Annotated in this window: 15 protein-coding genes, 1 pseudogene and 1 riboswitch; of the genes and pseudogenes, 12 read left to right on the top strand and 4 right to left on the bottom strand. The window is 70.9% G+C overall.

Annotation, left to right across the window (positions count from 1 at the left end; genetic code table 11):
* Positions 1–107: 107 nt before the first annotated feature.
* Positions 108–1,223 carry a glycine cleavage system aminomethyltransferase GcvT gene (gcvT, locus tag ACFWEE_RS04785; RefSeq protein WP_386886355.1) on the bottom strand — a complete coding sequence of 372 codons (1,116 nt, stop codon included), beginning with the start codon at positions 1,221–1,223 and terminating at the stop codon, positions 108–110.
* Positions 1,224–1,371: 148 nt separating this feature from the next.
* Positions 1,372–1,469, bottom strand: a riboswitch (glycine riboswitch).
* 171 nt (positions 1,470–1,640) lie between these two features.
* Between gcvT and ACFWEE_RS04780 the strand changes: the two are divergent.
* The 11 genes and pseudogenes from ACFWEE_RS04780 to ACFWEE_RS04730 all read left to right on the top strand — a co-directional run.
* A pseudogene (locus ACFWEE_RS04780) lies at positions 1,641–2,129 on the top strand (AAA family ATPase); the annotation flags it as partial.
* Positions 2,130–2,390: 261 nt separating this feature from the next.
* Positions 2,391–3,158 carry an enhanced serine sensitivity protein SseB gene (locus ACFWEE_RS04775; RefSeq protein WP_386886479.1) on the top strand — a complete coding sequence of 256 codons (768 nt, stop codon included), beginning with the start codon at positions 2,391–2,393 and terminating at the stop codon, positions 3,156–3,158.
* A gap of 231 nt (positions 3,159–3,389) precedes the next feature.
* Positions 3,390–4,178 (top strand): enhanced serine sensitivity protein SseB C-terminal domain-containing protein, encoded by a 789-nt coding sequence (locus ACFWEE_RS04770; RefSeq protein WP_386886353.1) that lies wholly within the window; start codon positions 3,390–3,392, stop codon positions 4,176–4,178.
* A gap of 559 nt (positions 4,179–4,737) precedes the next feature.
* Positions 4,738–5,739: an ABC transporter permease gene (locus tag ACFWEE_RS04765; RefSeq protein WP_386886351.1), complete on the top strand. Its 1,002-nt coding sequence runs from the start codon at positions 4,738–4,740 to the stop codon at positions 5,737–5,739.
* Between the two features lie 36 nt (positions 5,740–5,775).
* The gene (locus ACFWEE_RS04760; protein WP_386886349.1) at positions 5,776–7,551 is read left to right on the top strand and encodes an ABC transporter substrate-binding protein; all 1,776 of its coding nucleotides are present in this window, start codon (positions 5,776–5,778) and stop codon (positions 7,549–7,551) included.
* Between the two features lie 72 nt (positions 7,552–7,623).
* The gene (locus tag ACFWEE_RS04755) at positions 7,624–8,631 is read left to right on the top strand and encodes an ABC transporter permease (RefSeq protein WP_386886347.1); all 1,008 of its coding nucleotides are present in this window, start codon (positions 7,624–7,626) and stop codon (positions 8,629–8,631) included.
* Complete coding sequence (locus tag ACFWEE_RS04750; RefSeq protein WP_386886345.1) at positions 8,628–9,728, top strand: ABC transporter ATP-binding protein; 1,101 nt, start codon at positions 8,628–8,630, stop codon at positions 9,726–9,728. The genes ACFWEE_RS04755 and ACFWEE_RS04750 overlap by 4 nt, the downstream gene beginning before the upstream one ends.
* Positions 9,725–10,927, top strand: coding sequence for an ABC transporter ATP-binding protein (locus ACFWEE_RS04745; RefSeq protein WP_386886344.1), 1,203 nt, complete (start codon positions 9,725–9,727; stop codon positions 10,925–10,927). Before ACFWEE_RS04750 ends, ACFWEE_RS04745 begins: the two co-directional genes overlap by 4 nt.
* A gap of 18 nt (positions 10,928–10,945) precedes the next feature.
* Positions 10,946–11,617 carry a trimeric intracellular cation channel family protein gene (locus tag ACFWEE_RS04740; protein WP_386886342.1) on the top strand — a complete coding sequence of 224 codons (672 nt, stop codon included), beginning with the start codon at positions 10,946–10,948 and terminating at the stop codon, positions 11,615–11,617.
* A 135-nt stretch (positions 11,618–11,752) separates the two neighbouring features.
* Positions 11,753–12,664: a thioesterase family protein gene (locus tag ACFWEE_RS04735; protein WP_386886340.1), complete on the top strand. Its 912-nt coding sequence runs from the start codon at positions 11,753–11,755 to the stop codon at positions 12,662–12,664.
* A 276-nt stretch (positions 12,665–12,940) separates the two neighbouring features.
* Positions 12,941–14,401 carry an MFS transporter gene (locus ACFWEE_RS04730; RefSeq protein WP_386886338.1) on the top strand — a complete coding sequence of 487 codons (1,461 nt, stop codon included), beginning with the start codon at positions 12,941–12,943 and terminating at the stop codon, positions 14,399–14,401.
* Between the two features lie 214 nt (positions 14,402–14,615).
* Here the strand turns inward: ACFWEE_RS04730 and ACFWEE_RS04725 are convergent, their stop codons facing one another.
* Together ACFWEE_RS04725 and ACFWEE_RS04720 are read right to left on the bottom strand one after the other, a co-directional pair.
* Complete coding sequence (locus ACFWEE_RS04725) at positions 14,616–14,984, bottom strand: VOC family protein (RefSeq protein ID WP_386886336.1); 369 nt, start codon at positions 14,982–14,984, stop codon at positions 14,616–14,618.
* 129 nt (positions 14,985–15,113) lie between these two features.
* On the bottom strand, positions 15,114–17,006 hold the full coding sequence (locus ACFWEE_RS04720; RefSeq protein WP_386886335.1) for an alkyl/aryl-sulfatase: 1,893 nt from the start codon (positions 17,004–17,006) through the stop codon (positions 15,114–15,116).
* 416 nt (positions 17,007–17,422) lie between these two features.
* On the opposite strand from ACFWEE_RS04720, the gene ACFWEE_RS04715 reads away from it, so the two are divergent.
* The gene (locus tag ACFWEE_RS04715) at positions 17,423–18,385 is read left to right on the top strand and encodes a zinc-binding dehydrogenase (protein WP_386886333.1); all 963 of its coding nucleotides are present in this window, start codon (positions 17,423–17,425) and stop codon (positions 18,383–18,385) included.
* 100 nt (positions 18,386–18,485) lie between these two features.
* Here ACFWEE_RS04715 and ACFWEE_RS04710 read toward each other — a convergent pair whose 3' ends face one another.
* On the bottom strand, positions 18,486–19,136 hold the full coding sequence (locus tag ACFWEE_RS04710; RefSeq protein WP_386886332.1) for a TetR family transcriptional regulator: 651 nt from the start codon (positions 19,134–19,136) through the stop codon (positions 18,486–18,488).
* Positions 19,137–19,151 lie beyond the last annotated feature (15 nt).

Raw genomic sequence — 19,151 nt, 5'->3', positions numbered from 1 at the left:
TGAATTCTCCTGTACGCGGGTGGGTGCTGATGAACGATGGTCTTACGGGATGAGACGCGACTGCGTCACGTTCGCCCCGGTGGGCGGGGCGCGACGGGCGCCGACGCCTACTTCTGGCGCTTGTAGAAGGGCAGGGCCACGACCTGGTACGGCTCGTGGGTGCCCCGGATGTCGACGCCCACGCCCTCGGTGCCGGGTGCGGCGAACGCCGCGTCCACGTACGCCATGGCGATCGGCTTGCCCAGCGTCGGGGAGGGGGCGCCGGAGGTGACCTCGCCGATCACCTTGCCGTCCGCGACCACCTGAAAACCGGCGCGCGGCACCCGGCGGCCCTCGGCGACCAGGCCGACGAGCTTGCGGGGCGGGGCGGTCTCGGCGCGCTCGGCGGCGGCGGTGAGGGCCTCGCGGCCCACGAAGTCGCCCTCCTTCTCGAACTTCACGACCCGGCCGAGGCCCGCGTCGAACGGGGTCAGCTCGGTGGTCAGCTCGTGCCCGTACAGCGGCATGCCCGCCTCCAGGCGCAGCGTGTCGCGGCAGGAGAGCCCGCAGGGGATCAGGCCGTGCGGGGCGCCGGCCTCGGTGAGGGCCGCCCAGAGGGCCTCGGCGTGCTCGGGGGCGACGAAGAGCTCGAAGCCGTCCTCGCCGGTGTAGCCGGTACGGGCGATGAGCGCGGGCACCCCGGCGACCGTGCCGGGCAGGCCCGCGTAGTACTTCAGTCCGTCCAGGTCGGCGTCGGTGACGGACTTCAGGATGGCGGGGGACTCGGGGCCCTGGACGGCGATCAGCGCGTACGCGTCGCGGTCGTCGCGGACCTCGGCGTCGAAGCCGGCGACCCGCTCGGTCAGGGTGTCCAGCACGGTCCGGGCGTTGCCCGCGTTGGCGACCACGAGGTACTCGTCGTCGGCCAGGCGGTAGACGATCAGGTCGTCCAGGATGCCGCCGTCCTCGCGGACGATCATCGTGTAGCGGGCCCGTCCGACGCCGACCGTGCCGATGTTGCCGACCAGCGCGTGGTTCAGGAAGCGGACGGCCCCGGGGCCGGTGACGGCGATCTCGCCCATGTGGGAGAGGTCGAAGAGCCCGGCGCGGGTGCGCACCGCGTTGTGCTCGTCACGCTCGCTGGCGTACCGCAGCGGCATGTCCCAGCCGGCGAAGTCGGTCATGGTCGCGCCCAGCGAGCGATGCAGCGCATCGAGGGCGGTCGTACGGGGGGCGGTGCTCATGAGGTGTGGCTCCCAGGGCGCAGGGCATGACGACGAGGACGGTCCCTCCCCATCTGTCATCGGAACCTGAGAGGTTCGCCGAGAGGCCCCTGACGGGTCGGCTTGCACCTTGGGTGGAGCCGGTGAACGGCTCGCTTTTCAGATCTGCCTCATCCACGCGGTACGGGGCCTGAGAGATTCAAGGGAGGAACTTGCTCCTTCGGCGCCCGGCACACACGGTGGCCGGGACTCTCCCGCGTGGATTCAAACGGCCGGTATGCAGTTGCGCGCACATCATCGCACGCAGGGCGGACCGCCTCGGCGCCCGGTACCCCCGCCCCCGCCGCCGCCCCGCCTCCCGTCCGGGACGCTTGCCGCGCATTACCTTTTCTTTACACTTTGTGGGCAGGGGTGGGTGACTCGACAGGGGGAGTGCCGATGTCGTGGCGACCGTACGCGGGGGTGGTGCGGAGGACGGTCCCGGCGCGGCGGGAACAGCCCGCCGCCGAGAAGGGGCCGCCGGCCGTGCGCGACCTGCGCGGCGGGGCGGGGGACGGACCGCGGCGGCTGGAATTCGCCCCCGGGGACGTGGTCGTCGTCTCCGGGCTGCCCGGCAGCGGCAAGTCGACCCTGATCCGGCGCACGGTCACCGCCCGCGCCATCGACTCCCAGGACACCCGGGACCGCTTCGCGGCGGCCCTGCCCCGCTTACTCCCGTACGCCCTCTACCGCCCCCTGGTCCGCGCCGCCCACTACTACGGGCTGCTGCGGGCGCTCCGCTCCGGCGAGGCGGTCGTCGTCCACGACTGCGGCACCCAGGCATGGGTGCGCCGCTGGCTGGCCCGCCACGCGGTGAGCCGGGGCCGCACCCTCCACCTGGTGCTGCTCGACGTGACACCCGAGACCGCGCGGGCGGGCCAGCGCGAACGCGGACGCGGCGTCTCCGGGTACGCCTTCGCCCGGCACCGCCGCGCGGTCGGCCGGCTGCTGCGCGACACGGAACTCGGCCTGCTGCCCCCGGGCTGCGCCTCCGCGGTGCTGCTGGACCGTCCGGCGGCCGGGGCGCTGCGGTCCATCGCCTTCCCGGACCTGGCCGTCGGCGGTCCCGCGCCCGTACCGGGACGACGACGCCCGTCGGCGGCTACTGTTTCTGCCGCAGGACACGGTCGAGTAGAGGACACAGAGGCAGTGGACATCCCGGCACAGACGCCGCCCCAGCAGCTCCAGGGGTGGCCGGCGAACGAGCTCGAAGAAGTACTCAGCGCCTCGCTGGGCGTCCCCGAGGCGGCCGGCCGCCTCGTCGAGGTGCTCGGCCGCAGCCAGGTCTGGATTCCGCTCCCCAACGGCGGCAACCCCGCCAGCGCCGACCTCGACCTGCCGACGATCGAGCTCGACGGCGCGGCCTTCGTCCCCGTCTTCAGCTCCGAGGCGCAGTTCCTCGGCTGCGTCGGCACCCATCTCTCCTTCGCCGTCGCGCCCGCCCGCGAGTTCGCGCGCGGACTGCCCCCGCAGCTCGGCATCGCCGTGAACCCGGGCGGCGCGGTCGGGCTCCCGCTGCCCCCCGCCGCCGTCGCCGAGCTCTGCCGCACCGGCGGCAGCCCGCTGGACGGACCGGCCGGCGGCGGCCGGGTGCGACTGTGGGAGCCGGACTGGAAGGAGGAGCCGGTGGACTTCCTCGCCGCCGTCTCCGCCGAGTTCCGGCAGACCGGTCTGGTCGCCACCGCCCGGCGGGCCCTGGCCAGCATCGAGGGCGGCGACCCCGTCCTCTTCATCGGTGTCTCCGGATTCCAGGCGACGCTGTGGGACGAAACGACGCGAAGCGTCCCCCTCGACGCGCTGGGCCGGGCGCTCGGCCGCGTCCAGGTGCCGTGGCCCGTCAACCTCGTCCTCCTCGACGTGGCCCAGGACCCGGTCGGCGACTGGATGCTGGAGAAGGTGCGGCCCTTCCACCAGTGAGCCCGTCTCCTGGTGAGCCGTTCCCTCCGTGGGGCGGAGAGCGGCCGTGCCGTACCGGCCGGCCGGCCTTCCCCGGGGGCGGATCGCGGGCCCGCCGTTGTCCGGCATGTCGGGTGGTGGCGTCAAGTCGGTGTCAGTGAGGGCGCATAAGCTGGTTTGATGGCGAGGTCGCTCCCGCGCGCCCGGGGGCGTCCGTGCGACACGGTGAATCGACGAGGGGCGGGACCCAGGGTGAGTGCGTCAGGCACGGCGGCGGCCGGGCAGGTCGAACACATGCTGCGCCAGGTGACCCCCGGGCGCTTCGACACCTACGAGGAGCTGCTGAAGGCTCTGTCGGACGGCCAGGTCTGGATGCTGCTCTGGCACGGCACGGCCGGTTCCCCGGACGCCCAGTACGGCAACATCGGGGTGGACGGCCTCGGTTACGCCCCCTGCGTGACCTCCCCCCAGGAGCTCGCGGCCAGCGGCTGGAACCGTGCCCACGAGGTGATCACCGGCCGGGAGATCGCCCGCTCGCTCTTCCCGGACCACTGGGGCATCTGGCTCAACCCGCACGCCCCCGGCGGCGGCGTCGGCATCCCCTGGCTGGACCTGCGCCGGATCGCCACCGGCCTCGACCGGCTGCCCGCGGGACCGCTCACCCTCTCCGAACCGGCCGTCGAGATCCCGCAGTTCTACGCGCTGCTGTCGCAGAACGCGCACCGCACCCCGGCCATCCGCTCGCTGCGCCGCGCCTGGGTGCAGCCGGCGCTCGGCGCCCCGTACCTCGCCATCGGACTCGACCTCTACGACACCGGACGGGCCGCCGTCGAGTCGGCCCGCGCGATGATGGGGCAGACGATCGGCGCCGTCCCGGACGGGCTCCCCGTCTCCACGGTCGCGATGTCCGACGACTACGACCCGGTCGCCATGTGGCTGCGGGCCAACGCCCGCCCGTTCTACGACCGCGAGGCCCACGCGGCTCCCGCCCAGGCCCCGCTCACCGGCGGCTACGGATACCCGCAGCGCGGGGCGTACTGAGCGGGGACGTGCCGTCGGTCCGGAGGTGACCGGGCGGACGTACCGAGCGGGACACGGTGCCGGTCCGGAGGCGACGGTGCCGGACGCACGTGAGCGGTGGGCGCGCCCCGGTTCCGGGTGTGCCCCGCCCGTGCTCGCTTCCAACCTGCCGGTACGGCACCGTAGCGACCGCTTTCCGCCCGGTCGCACTGACCGTCCGTCATGTCCGCTTGGCGGTTTCCGGGTGGTGAACGTGGAACTCGTCGGCCCCTGTGCCCATATGTGCGTCGAGCGCCTCCCGTTCGCGGGGTGTAACCCGGTGTTCGGATAACGGTAGCCCCAGGACAGCATCACGGTTGCGCATACTTTCCCCGTCAGCTCTGGCAACTGATCGCGTACACGCTGAAGACTCCCGTGTCATGCATGGGGTCGGCGATTCCGTGAGCGAGTGCACGACGAAGTTCAGCTGCTCAGCGGGGTCGCATCATCTGTGGCCACTGGGCATTCTCATAGGCAAGGCGAGCCGTCTACAGCGGCGTTGCAATGGCCGGCGACCACCGGCTGGAAGGGTCAGGGCGCTGTGACCGCACCGATCGAGACCACCGGGGCGGCTGCCGGGGCGCAGCCGGAGGCTGTGCTCGACGAGGGCATCAAGTCCCAGGAGATCGTCGGACGTTCGCTCGGGCGTATCGCCTGGATCCGCTTCAAACGGGACAGAGTCGCCGTCGTCGGTGGTGTCGTCGTCGTCCTGCTGATCCTGATCGCCGCTCTGTCCCGGCCGCTCCAGTCCTTGCTGGACCTCGATCCGAACGCCTTCCACCAGGACCTGATCGACAGCAACACCTCGCTGCCCAAGGGCGGATTCGGCGGCATGAGCCTCGATCACCCGCTCGGTGTGGAGCCGAAGTTCGGGCGGGACATCCTCGCCCGCATCCTGGAAGGCTCCTGGGTGTCCCTGGTGGTCGCGTTCGGCGCCACCGTCCTCTCGAACGTCATCGGCACCATCCTCGGCGTGGTGGCCGGGTACTACGGCGGGCGCGTCGACTCCGTCATCAGCCGTCTGATGGACACCTTCCTCGCCTTCCCGCTCCTGCTGTTCGCCATCGCCATCTCCGCGACGCTGCAGGGCGGTGCCTTCGGGCTCGACGGGCTGCCGCTCCACATCTGCGTGCTGATCTTCGTCATCGGCTTCTTCAACTGGCCGTATCTGGGACGGATCGTCCGGGGGCAGACGCTGGCCCTGCGCGAGCGCGAGTTCGTGGACGCGTCCCGCGGCATGGGAGCCGGCGGCCCGTACATCCTCTTCCGGGAGCTGCTGCCCAACCTGGTCGGCCCGATCATCGTCTACTCGACGCTGCTCATCCCGACCAACATCATTTTCGAGGCCTCGCTCAGCTTCCTGGGGGTCGGCATCCAGCCGCCCCAGGCGTCGTGGGGCGGCATGCTCAACCAGGCGGTCGACTACTTCCAGATCGATCCGCAGTACATGGTCGTGCCGGGCCTTGCCATCTTCGTCACCGTGCTCGCGTTCAACCTGCTCGGTGACGGTCTCCGCGACGCTCTCGATCCGCGCAGCCGCTGACTCGGTCCGCGCAGAGAGCTCCACAAGTTTCCGACAATGGAGGGGATTCCGACCATCATGCGAAGGTCATCACTTGCCGCGGTCGCGGCCCTGGGCAGCGTGACCCTGCTGCTCGCAGGTTGCAGCAAGGCAGACGACGGAAAGAGCGACGGCGAGATCAAGTCCGCCGGCGCGGACGCCGCGACGAAGGATGTCGTCAACGCCTCCACCGAGAAGGGTGGCACGGTCACCTACGCGATGGCGGACGTCCCGGACTCGTTCGACCCGGGCAACACCTACTACGCGTACATGTACAACTTCAGCCGGCTGTACGCCCGCCCGCTGATGACCTTCAAGCCGGACGCCGGCGAGAAGGGCAACACGCTCGTCCCCGACCTCGCCTCCGCGCCGGGCACCCAGAGCGACGGCGGCAAGACCTGGACGTACAAGCTGCGCGAGGGCCTCAAGTACGAGGACGGCTCGCCGATCACGTCCAAGGACGTCAAGTACGCCGTCGAGCGCTCGAACTTCGCGCGTGACGTCCTCTCGCTCGGCCCCAACTACTTCCAGCAGTTCATGCAGGACGGCGACAAGTACCAGGGCCCGTACAAGGACAAGAGCCCCGAAGGCCTCAAGTCCATCGAGACGCCGGACGACACCACCGTCGTCTTCCACCTGAACCGGGCCTTCCAGGAGTTCGACTACCTGGTCGCCACGCCGCAGACGGCCCCGGTCCCGCAGGCCAAGGACACCGGCGTCGACTACGTCAAGAAGATCGTGTCCTCGGGCTCGTACAAGTTCCAGAGCTACACCGAGGGCAAGCAGGCCGTCCTCGTGCGCAACGAGAACTGGGACGCCAAGACCGACCCGCTGCGCAAGCAGTACCCGGACAAGATCGTCGTCAACCTGAAGGTCAACCAGTCGACGATCGACCAGGACCTCCAGTCCGGCGACACGCTGATCGACCTCGCGGGCAAGGGCGTCGAGACCCAGACCCAGGCGCAGCTGGTCAGCGACCCGAAGAAGAAGGCGAACACCGACAACACCTACGGTGGCCGCCTGGTCTACGCGGCGCTCAACACCAAGGTGAAGCCGTTCGACAACGTGGAGTGCCGCAAGGCGGTCCAGTACGCCATCGACAAGGTCTCCGTGCAGACCGCCGAGGGCGGCAGCATCCGCGGAGACATCGCCACCACCGTCCTCCCGCCGGACATCACCGGCTACGAGAAGGCGGACGCGTACGCGACCGAGGGCAGCAAGGGCGACGTGGCCAAGGCCAAGGAGCACCTGAAGGCCTGCGGCCAGGACAAGATCACGACCAACATCAGCGCGCGCGGCGACCGTCAGGAAGAGGTCGACGCGGCCACGGCGATCATCGCGTCGCTGAAGAACGTCGGCATCGAGGCCTCCCTGAAGCAGTACCCGTCGGGCAAGTACTTCACCGACTACGCCGGTGTCCCCGCGTTCGACGCGAAGAACAACATCGGCATCATGATGATGCAGTGGGGCGCCGACTGGCCGTCCGGCTACGGCTTCCTGCAGCAGATCCTGAACAGCGCGGCGATCGGCGCGTCCGGCAACACCAACCTCTCGCAGTTCGAGAACAAGGAGGTCGACGCGAAGCTGGCCCAGGCCATCGCCTCGCCCGACATCGCCGAGCGCAACAGGCTGTACGCGGAGGTCGACAAGACCACCATGGACGAGGCGGTCCTCGTTCCGCTGACCTACTTCAAGGTCCTGCTGTACCGCTCGCCGTACGCCACCAACGTGGTGTCCACCGCGGCCTTCAGCGGTGAGTACGACTACCTCAACATCGGCACGACCAAGAAGTAGCAGCCCCGGAAGGCAGGTGAAGGCATTGGTTGCCGCAGGCCGAGAGGCCTGCGGCAACCGGCGCCGATCCCCGTGATCTCGTACATCCTCCGCCGGACGGTCGCGGCAGTGGTCCTGCTGCTGGTCGTCACGGCGGTCACCTTTGGCATCTTCTTCCTGTTGCCCAGGCTCGCCGGCCAGACCCCCGACCAGTTGGCGCAGCAGTACATCGGGAAGAGCCCCACGGCCGCGGACATCGCGGCGGTCAAGCACAACCTCGGCCTGGACCAGCCCGTCTACCTGCAGTACTGGCACTTCATCAAGGGGATCGTCAGCGGCGCCACCTACGACCTCGGCCCCACCACGGCGGACTGCAACGCGCCGTGCTTCGGCTACTCCTTCAAGAACCACATCGAGGTCTGGCCCGAGCTCACCTCGCGCCTTCCGGTGACGATCTCGCTCGCCGCGGGCGCGGCGGTGATCTGGCTGGTCTCCGGCGTCGCGGTCGGAGTGGTCTCCGCGCTGAAGCCGGGCTCGTTCTTCGACCGCACCTTCATGGGGGTCGCCCTCGCGGGCGTCTCGCTGCCCATGTTCTTCACCGGACAGCTGGCGCTGCTGCTCTTCACCTACCAGTGGCCGATCTTCGGCCGTACGTACGTCCCGATCACCGAGAACCCGGCGCAGTGGGCCAACACGCTCATCCCCGCCTGGTGTTCGCTGGCGCTCCTGTACTCCGCCGTCTACGCCCGGCTCACCCGTTCGGGGATGCTGGAGACGATGAACGAGGACTTCATCCGTACGGCCCGCTCCAAGGGCCTGTCCGAGCGCGCGGTGGTCACCCGGCACGGCCTGCGCGCCGCGCTCACTCCGATCATCACCGTCTTCGGCATGGACCTCGGCCTGCTCCTCGGCGGCGCGCTGATCACCGAGCGGGTGTTCTCCCTGCACGGCATCGGCGAGTACGCGGTGCAGGCCATCACCGACAACGACCTGCCGCCGGTCCTCGGCGTGACCCTGCTCGCCGCGTTCTTCGTCGTGCTCTGCAATCTCCTGGTGGACCTTCTCTACGCCGCCGCCGACCCGCGGGTGAGGCTCTCGTGACCGAACTGTCCAAGACCGGCGCCGCAGTGGGCGACCCGGTGCCCGCGGCCGGATCGGCGGCACCGACCGCCTTCCTCGAAGTACGCGACCTCAAGGTGCACTTCCCGACCGACGACGGCCTGGTCAAGTCCGTCGACGGGCTCAGCTTCCGCCTGGAGAGGGGCCAGACCCTCTCCATCGTGGGCGAGTCCGGCTCCGGGAAGTCCGTGACCTCCCTGGCGGTCATGGGCCTGCACCGGCTCGGCGCCCGGGGCAAGAACGTACGCATGTCCGGCGAGATCTGGCTGGACGGCAAGGAGCTCATCGGCGCCGCTCCGGACGAGGTCCGCCGGCTGCGCGGACGCGACATGGCGATGATCTTCCAGGACCCGCTCTCCGCGATGCACCCGTACTACACGGTCGGCAACCAGATCGTGGAGGCGTACCGCGTCCACAACGACGTGACCAGGAAGACCGCGCGCAAGCGGGCCGTCGAACTGCTGGACCGGGTGGGCATCCCCGAGCCGGCCAAGCGCGTCGACAGCTACCCGCACGAGTTCTCCGGCGGCATGCGCCAGCGCGCGATGATCGCGATGGCGCTCGCCAACAACCCGCAGCTGCTCATCGCCGACGAGCCCACCACCGCGCTCGACGTCACCGTGCAGGCGCAGATCCTCGACCTCATCCGCGACCTGCAGAAGGAGTTCGACTCCGCGGTCGTCCTCATCACGCACGATCTCGGTGTCGTCGCCGAGATCGCCGACCAGGTCCTCGTGATGTACGGCGGCCGGTGCGTGGAGCGCGGACCTGTGGACGCGATCTTCTCCCAGCCCCAGCACCCGTACACCTGGGGTCTGCTCGGATCGATGCCGCGCATCGACCGGGAGCAGACCGAGCGTCTCGTCCCCGTCAAGGGCCAGCCGCCGAGCCTCATCAACGTCCCGACGGGCTGCGCGTTCCACCCGCGCTGCCCCTACGCGGACATCCCCAAGGGCGGCATCACCCGCACCGAGCGCCCCGACCTCCAGGTGGTCGGCAGCGGGCACTTCTCCGCCTGCCACCTCCCGACGGAGGACCGCACGCGGATCTGGACCGAAGAGATTGCGCCGAAGCTGTGAGTGAGACGACGAAGACGGACACGGCCGGGGCCGGACTCCCGCGGCAGGCGAAGGCAGCCGAGGACCGGGAGGTGCTGCTCAAGGTCGAGGGCCTGGTCAAGCACTTCCCGATCAAGAAGGGCATCCTGCAGCGGCAGGTGGCCGCGGTGAAGGCCGTCGACGGCCTCGACTTCGAGGTCCGCAAGGGGGAGACCCTGGGCGTCGTCGGCGAGTCCGGCTGCGGCAAGTCGACCATGGGCCGGGTGATCACCAAGCTGATCGAGCCGACCGGCGGCAGGATCGAGTTCGACGGCCGTGACATCACGGACCTGGGGACCGGCGCGATGCGTCCGTTGCGCCGCGACATCCAGATGATCTTCCAGGACCCGTACGGCTCCCTCAACCCGCGCCACACCATCGGCTCCATCGTCTCGGCGCCGTTCAGGCTCCAGGGCGTGACGCCCGAGGGCGGGGTGAAGAAGAAAGTCCAGGAGCTCCTGCAACTGGTGGGCCTGAGCCCCGAGCACTTCAACCGCTATCCGCACGAGTTCTCCGGCGGCCAGCGCCAGCGCATCGGCATCGCCCGCGCGCTCGCGCTCAACCCGAAGCTCGTGGTGGCGGACGAGCCGGTCTCGGCGCTCGACGTGTCGATCCAGGCGCAGGTCGTCAACCTCCTCGACGACCTGCAGAACGAGCTGGGTCTCACCTACGTCATCATCGCCCACGACCTCTCGGTGGTCCGGCACGTCTCCGACCGGATCGCGGTCATGTACCTCGGCAAGATCGTGGAACTGGCCGACCGCGACTCGCTCTACAGGGCGCCGATGCACCCGTACACCAAGGCGCTGCTCTCCGCGGTGCCCGTACCGGACCCGAAGCGCCGGGCGGCCAGGAGCGAGCGCATCCTGCTCAAGGGCGACGTGCCCTCGCCGATCTCGCCGCCGAGCGGCTGCCGCTTCCACACCCGCTGCTGGAAGGCGACGGAGGTGTGCGCCACGGTGGAGCCGCCGCTGATCACGCTGAAGACCGGGCACCAGGTCGCCTGCCACCACCCGGAGAACGCGCCGGACCAGGCTCCCGGCGAGACCGTACTGCCGCAGGCGCGCGAGGCGATCGTGGCCACCGCGCCGAAGGCGACGGAGCCGGAGCCGGAGCCGGAGCCGGAGCCGGACGCGCCGGAAGTGTCCGCCGGGGACGCGGAGGACGGCCCGAAGGGATAGCACCGGCACAATTGGCCGGTGCTCACCGAACTGTTCACCCCCTCCGTCCAGCACGCGCTCGATGTCGTCGGGATCTTCTTCTTCGCGATCTCCGGCGCTCTGCTCGCCGTACGCAAGAACTTCGACGTCTTCGGCATCGCGGTTCTCGCCGAGGTGACCGCGCTGGGCGGAGGGATTTTCCGTGACGTGATCATCGGGGCGGTGCCGCCGGCCGCCTTCACCGACCTCGGCTACTTCCTCACCCCGCTGTTCGCGGCGGGCCTGGTCTTCTTCCTCCACCCGCACGTCGAACGCATCCAGGTCGGCGTCAACGTCTTCGACGCGGCGGGACTCGGCCTCTTCGCCGTGAGCGGCACGACCAAGGCGTACGACTACGGGCTCGGGCTGACCGCCTCCGTCGCGCTCGGGCTCGCCACCGCGGTCGGCGGCGGTGTGCTGCGGGACGTGCTGGCCAACGAGGTGCCCTCGCTGCTGCGCTGGGACCGGGACCTGTACGCGGTGCCCGCGCTCGTCGGGGCCTCGATGGTCGGGCTCTGCATCCAGTTCGACGTCCTGAACGGCTGGTCCACCGGCTTCGCGGTCGTCACCGGGTTCGTCCTGCGGCTGCTGGCGATGCGGTTCCACTGGCGGGCACCGCGCGCCTACAACCGCCGCTCGGCGAGCGGCGAGGAGGGGGCGGCGGCCACCTGAGGGCCGGGCGCGGCTCCTGCGCAGGAGTCGGCTCGTGCGCCGACTCGGCTCGTGCGCCGAGTCGGCTCCTGCGCCGGGGGCTGCTCGTACCCGAAAAAGCTACCGCTCAGTAATCAACCGGTGTAGCGTGCTGGTATGGCACAGGCAGCAGCGCACCCGGTACCGACCGGGCAGACGACCTCGGAGCGGGCGACCCCGGGACCGGCGACCCTCGCACGGGCGGCCGTCGGGGAGAGCGAGTTCGACCGGGACACCGCGGTCGTCCGGCGCGAGGAAGGCGTCTACGACGCGGAGCTCTCCGCGGGGTGGACCATCATCCACGCGGTCAACGGCGGCTATCTGCTGGCGCTCCTCGGCCGGGCCCTCGGCGACGCGCTCCCGCACCCCGACCCGTTCTCGGTGAGCGCGCACTACCTCACCGCCTCCGTACCCGGCCCCGCCGTCATCCGTACCGAGGTCGTCCGCGCCGGGCGCACCCTCTCCACCGGCCAGGCGACCCTCTACCAGTACGACGAGGACGGCAGCGAGATCGCCCGCATCCGGGTGCTCGCCACCTACGGCGACCTCGACGCCCTCACCGACGAGGTCCGCACCACCGCCCTCCCCCCGGCGATCCCGCCGCTCGACCAGTGCCTCGGCACCGAGGCGGGCGGCGACGTGATCCCCGGCAGCTCCGCCATCACCGAGCGGCTCGACATCCGGCTCGACCCCGCGACCGTCGGCTGGGCGCTGGGCAAGCCGTCCGGCAGGGGCGAGATGCGCGGCTGGTTCGGCCTGGCGGACGGCCGCGACCCGGACCCGCTCTCGGTGCTGCTCGCCGTCGACGCGCTGCCGCCGACCTCGTTCGAGCTGGGCCTCAGGGGGTGGACCCCCACCGTCGAACTCACCGTCCACCTCCGCTGCCGCCCGGCCCCCGGCCCGCTGCGCGTCGCCATCTCCACCCGCAACCTCGCGGGCGGTTTCCTGGAGGAGGACGCCGAGGTCTGGGACAGCGCGGACCGGCTCGTCGCCCAGTCCCGCCAGCTCGCCCGGGCCCCGCGGGGCTGAGCCCGGCGACCCGCGGAGCCCGTGACGCGGGGCCCCGATCCGCAGCGCCCTCCCGACTCGCTTCCCGACCCGTTTACGACTCGCTTCCCGACCCGTCCGGTGGACCGCCGGACGGGTCCGTGCTGTCCGGGCCGCTCCCCGCCGGACCGGCGGGAAGGACAGCGGCGGTGACCGGCACCGGCCCTGACGTGCCGTTTGCTCCCGACGGCCGCCGGGTACCCGGACTCAGCGCCGAGCGGCGGTGCAACGGCACCGTACTCCAGGGAGGCAACACCCATGAGCCACAGCGACGGAACGCGGCTCGGGACCATCACCACCAAGGTCCCGGCCCGCCTCGACCGACTGCCCTGGTCACGATGGCACTGGATGATCGTGATCGGCCTCGGGACGGTCTGGATCCTGGACGGTCTGGAAGTGACCGTCGTCGGGAACATCGCCAGCCGCCTCTCCGAGGACGGCAGCGGACTGCCGATCACCGACGCCCAGGTCACCGGGCTCGCGGCGGCCCTCTACGTCGCCGGGGCGTGCTCCGGCGCCCTCTTCTTCGGCTGGCTCACCGACCGCTTCGGCCGCAAGAAGCTGTTCCTGATCACCCTCGCGGTCTACCTCGCCGCCACCGCCCTGACCGCCGTCTCCTTCTCCGTCTGGTGGTTCTTCCTCTTCCGCTTCCTCACCGGCTTCGGCATCGGCGGCGAGTACGCGGCCATCAACTCCGCCATCGACGAGCTGATCCCGAGCAAGTACCGGGGCCGCGTCGACCTGATCATCAACGGCAGCTACTGGCTGGGCGCGATGGGCGGCGCGCTGCTCTCCGTACTCGCCCTGAACACCGACATCTTCCCGAAGAACATCGGCTGGCGGCTCACCTTCGCCCTCGGCGTGGTCCTCGGCCTGGTCATCCTGCTGGTCCGCCGGCACGTGCCCGAGAGCCCCCGGTGGATGTTCATCCACGGGCACTCCGAAGGCGCCGAACGCATCGTGGACGACGCGGAGAAGGCCATCGAGGAGGAGAAGGGCCGCCCGCTCCCCGAGGCGGAGACCGCGATCACCATCCAACAGCGGCGCAGCATCGGCTTCCTGGAGATCGCCCGCACCCTCTTCCGCGACTACCCCAAGCGCGCGACGCTCGGCTTCTCGCTCTTCATCGGCCAGGCGTTCCTGTACAACGCCATCACCTTCGGGTTCGGCTCGATCCTGGTGAAGTTCTTCGACGTGTCCAGCGGCACGACCGGGTACTTCTTCGCCGTCATCGCCTTCGGCAACTTCCTCGGCCCGCTGCTGCTCGGCCGGCTCTTCGACACCTGGGGCCGCCGCCCGATGATCGCGGGGACCTACATCCTCTCCGGTGCGCTGCTCTTCGGCACCGCCGGGCTGTTCGGCGCGGGGGTGCTCACCGCCACCACCATGACCCTCTGCTGGTGCGTGGTGCTGTTCTTCGCCTCGGCCGGGGCGAGTTCGGCCTACCTGACGGTCAGTGAGATCTTCCCGATGGAGACCCGGGCGATGGCGATCGCCTTCTTCTACGCCATCGGTACGGCCGCGGGCGGCATCTCCGGGCCCCTGATCTTCTCCGGGCTCACAGCGAGCGGGGTCGTGGGGGACGCAGTCCTCGCGTTCTGCATCGGGGCGGGGCTGATGGTGATCGCCGGACTGGTCGCGGTGTTCTTCGCGGTGCCCGCCGAGCGGAAGGCGCTGGAGGACATCGCCACCCCGCTCTCGGCGAGCGAAGCACCCTGATTCCGGCGGCGGGTGGGCCGCCTCCGAGGCCATGGCGGTGGTGCCCGCCCTGCCGCGGCGGCCGGGCAGCCGCCGACCGGGGCTCCTCCGCCCCGCCGTCCGACGGCCGCGGAGAGCTGGTGGCCGACTTCTCCGAGCACATCCGGGGTCGCTCCGGCCGAACGCCCGGGAACCCCGCACCGACCCCGGGAAGCCGTACTCACGGGGTGACGTGTCAGCGTGCCGGGATCGGCTGGGTCAGGTTCACCGGGTTGCCGTCGGGGTCCTGGATGTGGGCGACGCGCTGCCCCCACGGCATGTCGTTCGGGCCGCCGCGGACCGAGCCGCCCAGAGCCTCCACCCGGCCGAGTGTCTCGTCGACGTCGTCGACACCGATGCTGAGCAGCATCCGCGGCGCCGCCCCGCTCTCCACGTCCGTCCTGGCCACGAGCCCGAGGTCGGTGTCGCCGATGCGCAGGCCGCGGTAGAAGACGGGCCCTTCCTCCGGTACCCGGAAGACCTCCTCGGCGCCGAACAGATTCGTGTAGAAGGTGAGCAGGAGGTCCTGATGGGCGGTCAGGATCACGGGCTGGACGGTGGACATGGCACTCCTGTCGTGAACGGTCGTGGCGCCGGGTAGACCGCTCGCCGACGGTGAACTCATCGGCAGCCGGACTGAGGGGTGGTGGCCCGCGCGGGGCGGGGATCTGCCGAGCGGCCGGTCCGGGGCGTGTCAGGGGGTGACGATGGGGAAGTCCGGGTCGCCGGGGTCGAGTACGGCGGTGAGGCGGTGGAGTGCCGAGGCGTCGCCTTCGATCCGGACACCGGCTCGGTCGAGGCCTTCGGGGGTGAGGCCGGTGACGGTCAGGTGCGACAGGGCGTGGACCGTGCTGGTGAGGGTGGCGTCGGCCGCTGTCTTCTGGGGGGCGCTGCTGTAGCTGAGGACGCCGTTGGACAGCGTCAGGCGGTAGTGCTCGGCGGTGTCGGTGAGGTGGACGTCGATGGTGAGCTTCTCGTCCCACGCCTTGGGGCCGTTGATCTGGATGGCGATGGCGTCGAAGAGCATGGTGGGGGTGAGGTGGGCGATGACGTCGGGGGAGGCGGTGACGGTGGGGGTGCCGAACCGGCCGTGGCGCAGTTCGGTGGTGCCGGAGAGGTAGAAGTTGCGCCAGGTGCCGTTCTCCGAGCCGTAGCCGAGCTGCTCGAACGTGTCGGCGAGGAGTTCGCGGGCCGCGGCGTGCCGGGGCTCGGCGAAGACGACGTGGCTGAGCACCTCGGCCGTCCAGCGGTAGTCGCCCGCCTCGAACGACGCGCGCGCCTTCTCCACGACGGCGTCGGCGCCGCCCATGAACCGGACGTAGCGCTTTCCGGCTTCGACCGGGGTGTGCTGCCACAGGTGGGCGGGATTGCCGTCGAACCAGCCCATGTAGCGCTGGTAGATGGCCTTGAGGTTGTGGCTGGCCGAGCCGTAGTAGCCGTGGGTGTTCCAGGCGTTCTCCAGGGCCGGGGGGAGGGGGAGGTGTTCGGCGATCTCGATACCGGTCCAGCCCTTGTTGATCAGGCGCAGCGACTGGTCGTGGAGGTAGCCGTACAGATCGCGCTGAGCGGCCAGGAAGCCGACCACGCGCTCTCGGCCCCAGGTGGGCCAGTGGTGCGAGGCGAACGCGACGTCCGTCGTCCCACCGAAGAGGTCGATGGTGGCGGTCAGGGCGTGGGACCAGGCGTGCGGGTCCCGGACCACGGCTCCGCGCAGGGTCAGCGTGTTGTGCAGGGTGTGGGTGGCGTCCTCGGCGGTGCACAGGGCCCTGAACTCCGGGAAGTGGACGAGTAGTTCGGCGGGTGCCTCGGTGTTGGGGGCCATCTGGAAGACCATCCGGATGCCGTCGACCGTCTCCTCCTGTCCCGTTCTGGTGACGGTCAGGGTCGGCGCGATCAGGGTGACGGTGCCGGTGGAGGTGGTCTGCCCGAGTCCGGCTCCGACGGCGCCCTGCGGTCCGCGGGCGAGCGCGGCACCGTACATGTAGGCGGCGCGGCGGCCCATGGCGGTGCCCGCGTACACGTTCTCCGCCACCGCGTGTTTCGTGAAACCCTCCGGCGCGATCACGGGGCACCGGCCGCCGTCGACGTCCTCCTGCGTGGTGACACCCTTCACTCCGCCGAAGTGGTCGACGTGCGAGTGTGTGTACAGGACGCCGGTCACCGGGCGCTCGCCCCGGTGCTCGCGGTACAGGGCCAGGGCCGCGGCGGCGGTTTCGGTGGAGATCAGCGGGTCGATGACGAGGACGCCGGTGGCGCCTTCGACGAACGTGATGTTCGACAGGTCCAGGCCGCGTACCTGGTAGATGCCTTCGACGACCTCGAACAGGCCCTGTTCCGCGACCAGTCGGGACTGGCGCCACAGGCTCGGGTTCACCGTGTCGGGTGCCTCGCCCTCGAGGAACGCGTACGTGTCGTTGTCCCACACGACGGTGCCGGCGGCGTCGGTGACGGAACTGGGCGTTCTGCGGGCGATGAGGCCCCGCCCGGCGTCCTCGAAGTCCTGCGTGTCGGAGAACGGGAGCCGGTCCCTGATCTCGTTCTGCTGTCGGACGATGGGCGACTGAGCGGCCTTTGATGTCGAACTCATACGGTCAGATTCACATTGAAATCGACCCGAATATCGTCACGACACCACCTGCCTGGACGTCGTGGCAGAGATCGGGACGGGTGCCCCGGTGCCCCGGTACGTCACGGCCTCGGACGCGGCCCGCATCGCCGGCAACACCGCGTCCCCTGCCCTGGACCGTCGCTCCCACCCGCGCCACCACCGGTGCGCGTCGGACGGACGCCGTCGAAGCGGCCATCCGCGCCTCGCTCACCGTCACCGTCGGCGCGCCGCGGACAGCCGGGAGACACGCCCTCGTCCGCCGCTCCGGACCTTCGGGCGCCCCGCGGCCTTGCGGTGCTCCGCGTCGGCGCCGTGTGCTGATCCACCAGGAATCGCAGCCGGCCCTTATCGTCGGTCCGGGAACAGAGGGCGTGGTTCGAGGGCGGGAGACGGCGTTGAAGGCCATCGTGATCCAGAGGTTCGGAGGCCCGGAGGGGCTGGCCGTCGTCGATCTGCCGGACCCGGTGCCCGCCGCCGGTCAGGTGGTGATCGCCACCGAGGCCGTGGGCGTGGGCGGCGTCGACACCGTGATCCGCAGCGGGGCGCTGGCCGCCTACGGCTTCACGGCGGGCCACGTCCCGGGCGGCGAGGTGGCGGGCACCGTGACCGCGGTCGGTGACGGCGTCGACGCCGCGTGGATCGGCGAACGGGTGTGGGCCGCCACCGGCACCGGCGGCGGCTACGCCGAGCGGGCAAGCGCGCCGGTCGACGAGGTCGTAGCGCTGCCCCCGAACCTGTCCGCGGTCGACGCGGTGACCCTCGGCAGCGCCGGTGTGGTCGCCCACTTCGGGCTCCGCCACGCCCACTTCGCTCCCGGGGAGACCGTCCTGGTGCGCGGTGCGGCCGGCAGCATCGGGATCATGGCCGTGCAACTGGCCGCCCGCGGCGGCGCCGCCGCGGTGGGGGTCACCACCTCCTCGTACGAGCGGGGGGAGCGGCTGCGCCGCCTCGGCGCGACCCACGTGCTGGACCGCTCCGGCGACGGAGAGGAAGAAGCTCCCGCAGGCTACGACGTCATCATCGACGTGGTCGCCGGCCCGGACCTGCCGTCGTTCTTCGACCGGCTCAACCCGAACGGCCGCATGGTGGCCGTGGGAGCCGTCGCCGGCCAGCCACCGGCGGACTTCGGCACGAAGATCATGGCGGCGTTCCAGAAGTCGATGTCCTTCGCCGCTTTCAGTGCGGCCACGGTCACCGGAGCCGACCGGCGGGCCGTGCGGAGCGAGCAGTTCGCCGCGGCGGGACGGGGCGAGATCGAGACGGTGGTGCACGACGTGCTGCCCCTGGACGCGGCCGTGGCGGCGCACCGGACGATGGACGCGGGCGAGGTCTTCGGCCGGATCGTGCTGACGCCGTAGCTGCCGTGGTCGTGGGCGTGGGCGTGGTCGTGGCCGTGGCCGTGGCCGTCCGCCGCCGGGCGCCGGTCGGTGCGCGCCGCTCGCGGCGTGCGGTCCGGGTTCACGCCTCGGGCCCGGAGCGGCCGGGGGCCGGGTCGTCCAGCCAGTGGCGGCGCCCCAGGGTGATCAGCCGCAGGCGCCGCCGGGCCACCCGGACGACCTCGTCCTCGGTGCCGGGCGCCGCGTCCAGCAGGGCGGATGCGGTGATCACCATGTGGTCGACGTGGAGCCCGCCCAGCATCTGCAGATCCTCCCGGCTCCACCCCGCCGACTCCGGCTGTCCGGCCAGCGCGTCGGCCACCTCCCGTGCGAACAGGGCGAGTTGATCCGCGATGGCCGCACGGACCCGGGCCACCCCGCCGTGCTGCTCCCGGGCGATGAAGCGGAAGTGCGCGGGCCGCGCGGCCACATGGGCCGCGATCGCCGCGACGCTCCGCTCCAGCCGCTCCTCGCTGTCCCCGGCGTCGGCGAGGACCGCGCCGATCATGCCGTGCAGGCTGCCGAGCGTCTGGTCGACCAGCGCCACCCCGAGGGCGGCCGTGTCCTCGAAGTGGCGGTAGAAGGCGGTGGGGGCGACCCCGGCCGCCCGGGTCACCTCGCGCAGGCCGAGGCCGCTCAGGCTCTGGTGCTCCAGGAGGTGGAGGGCCGCGTCCAGCAGCGCCTGACGTGTCCTCAACTTCTGGGCCTGACGGGCTCCGGCGATGTGACTCATGCCATTGAGTAAACA

Source organism: Streptomyces sp. NPDC060184 (genome assembly GCF_042728795.1).
GTDB lineage: Bacteria > Actinomycetota > Actinomycetes > Streptomycetales > Streptomycetaceae > Streptomyces.
This window is presented reverse-complemented; position numbering and strand designations above follow the sequence as displayed.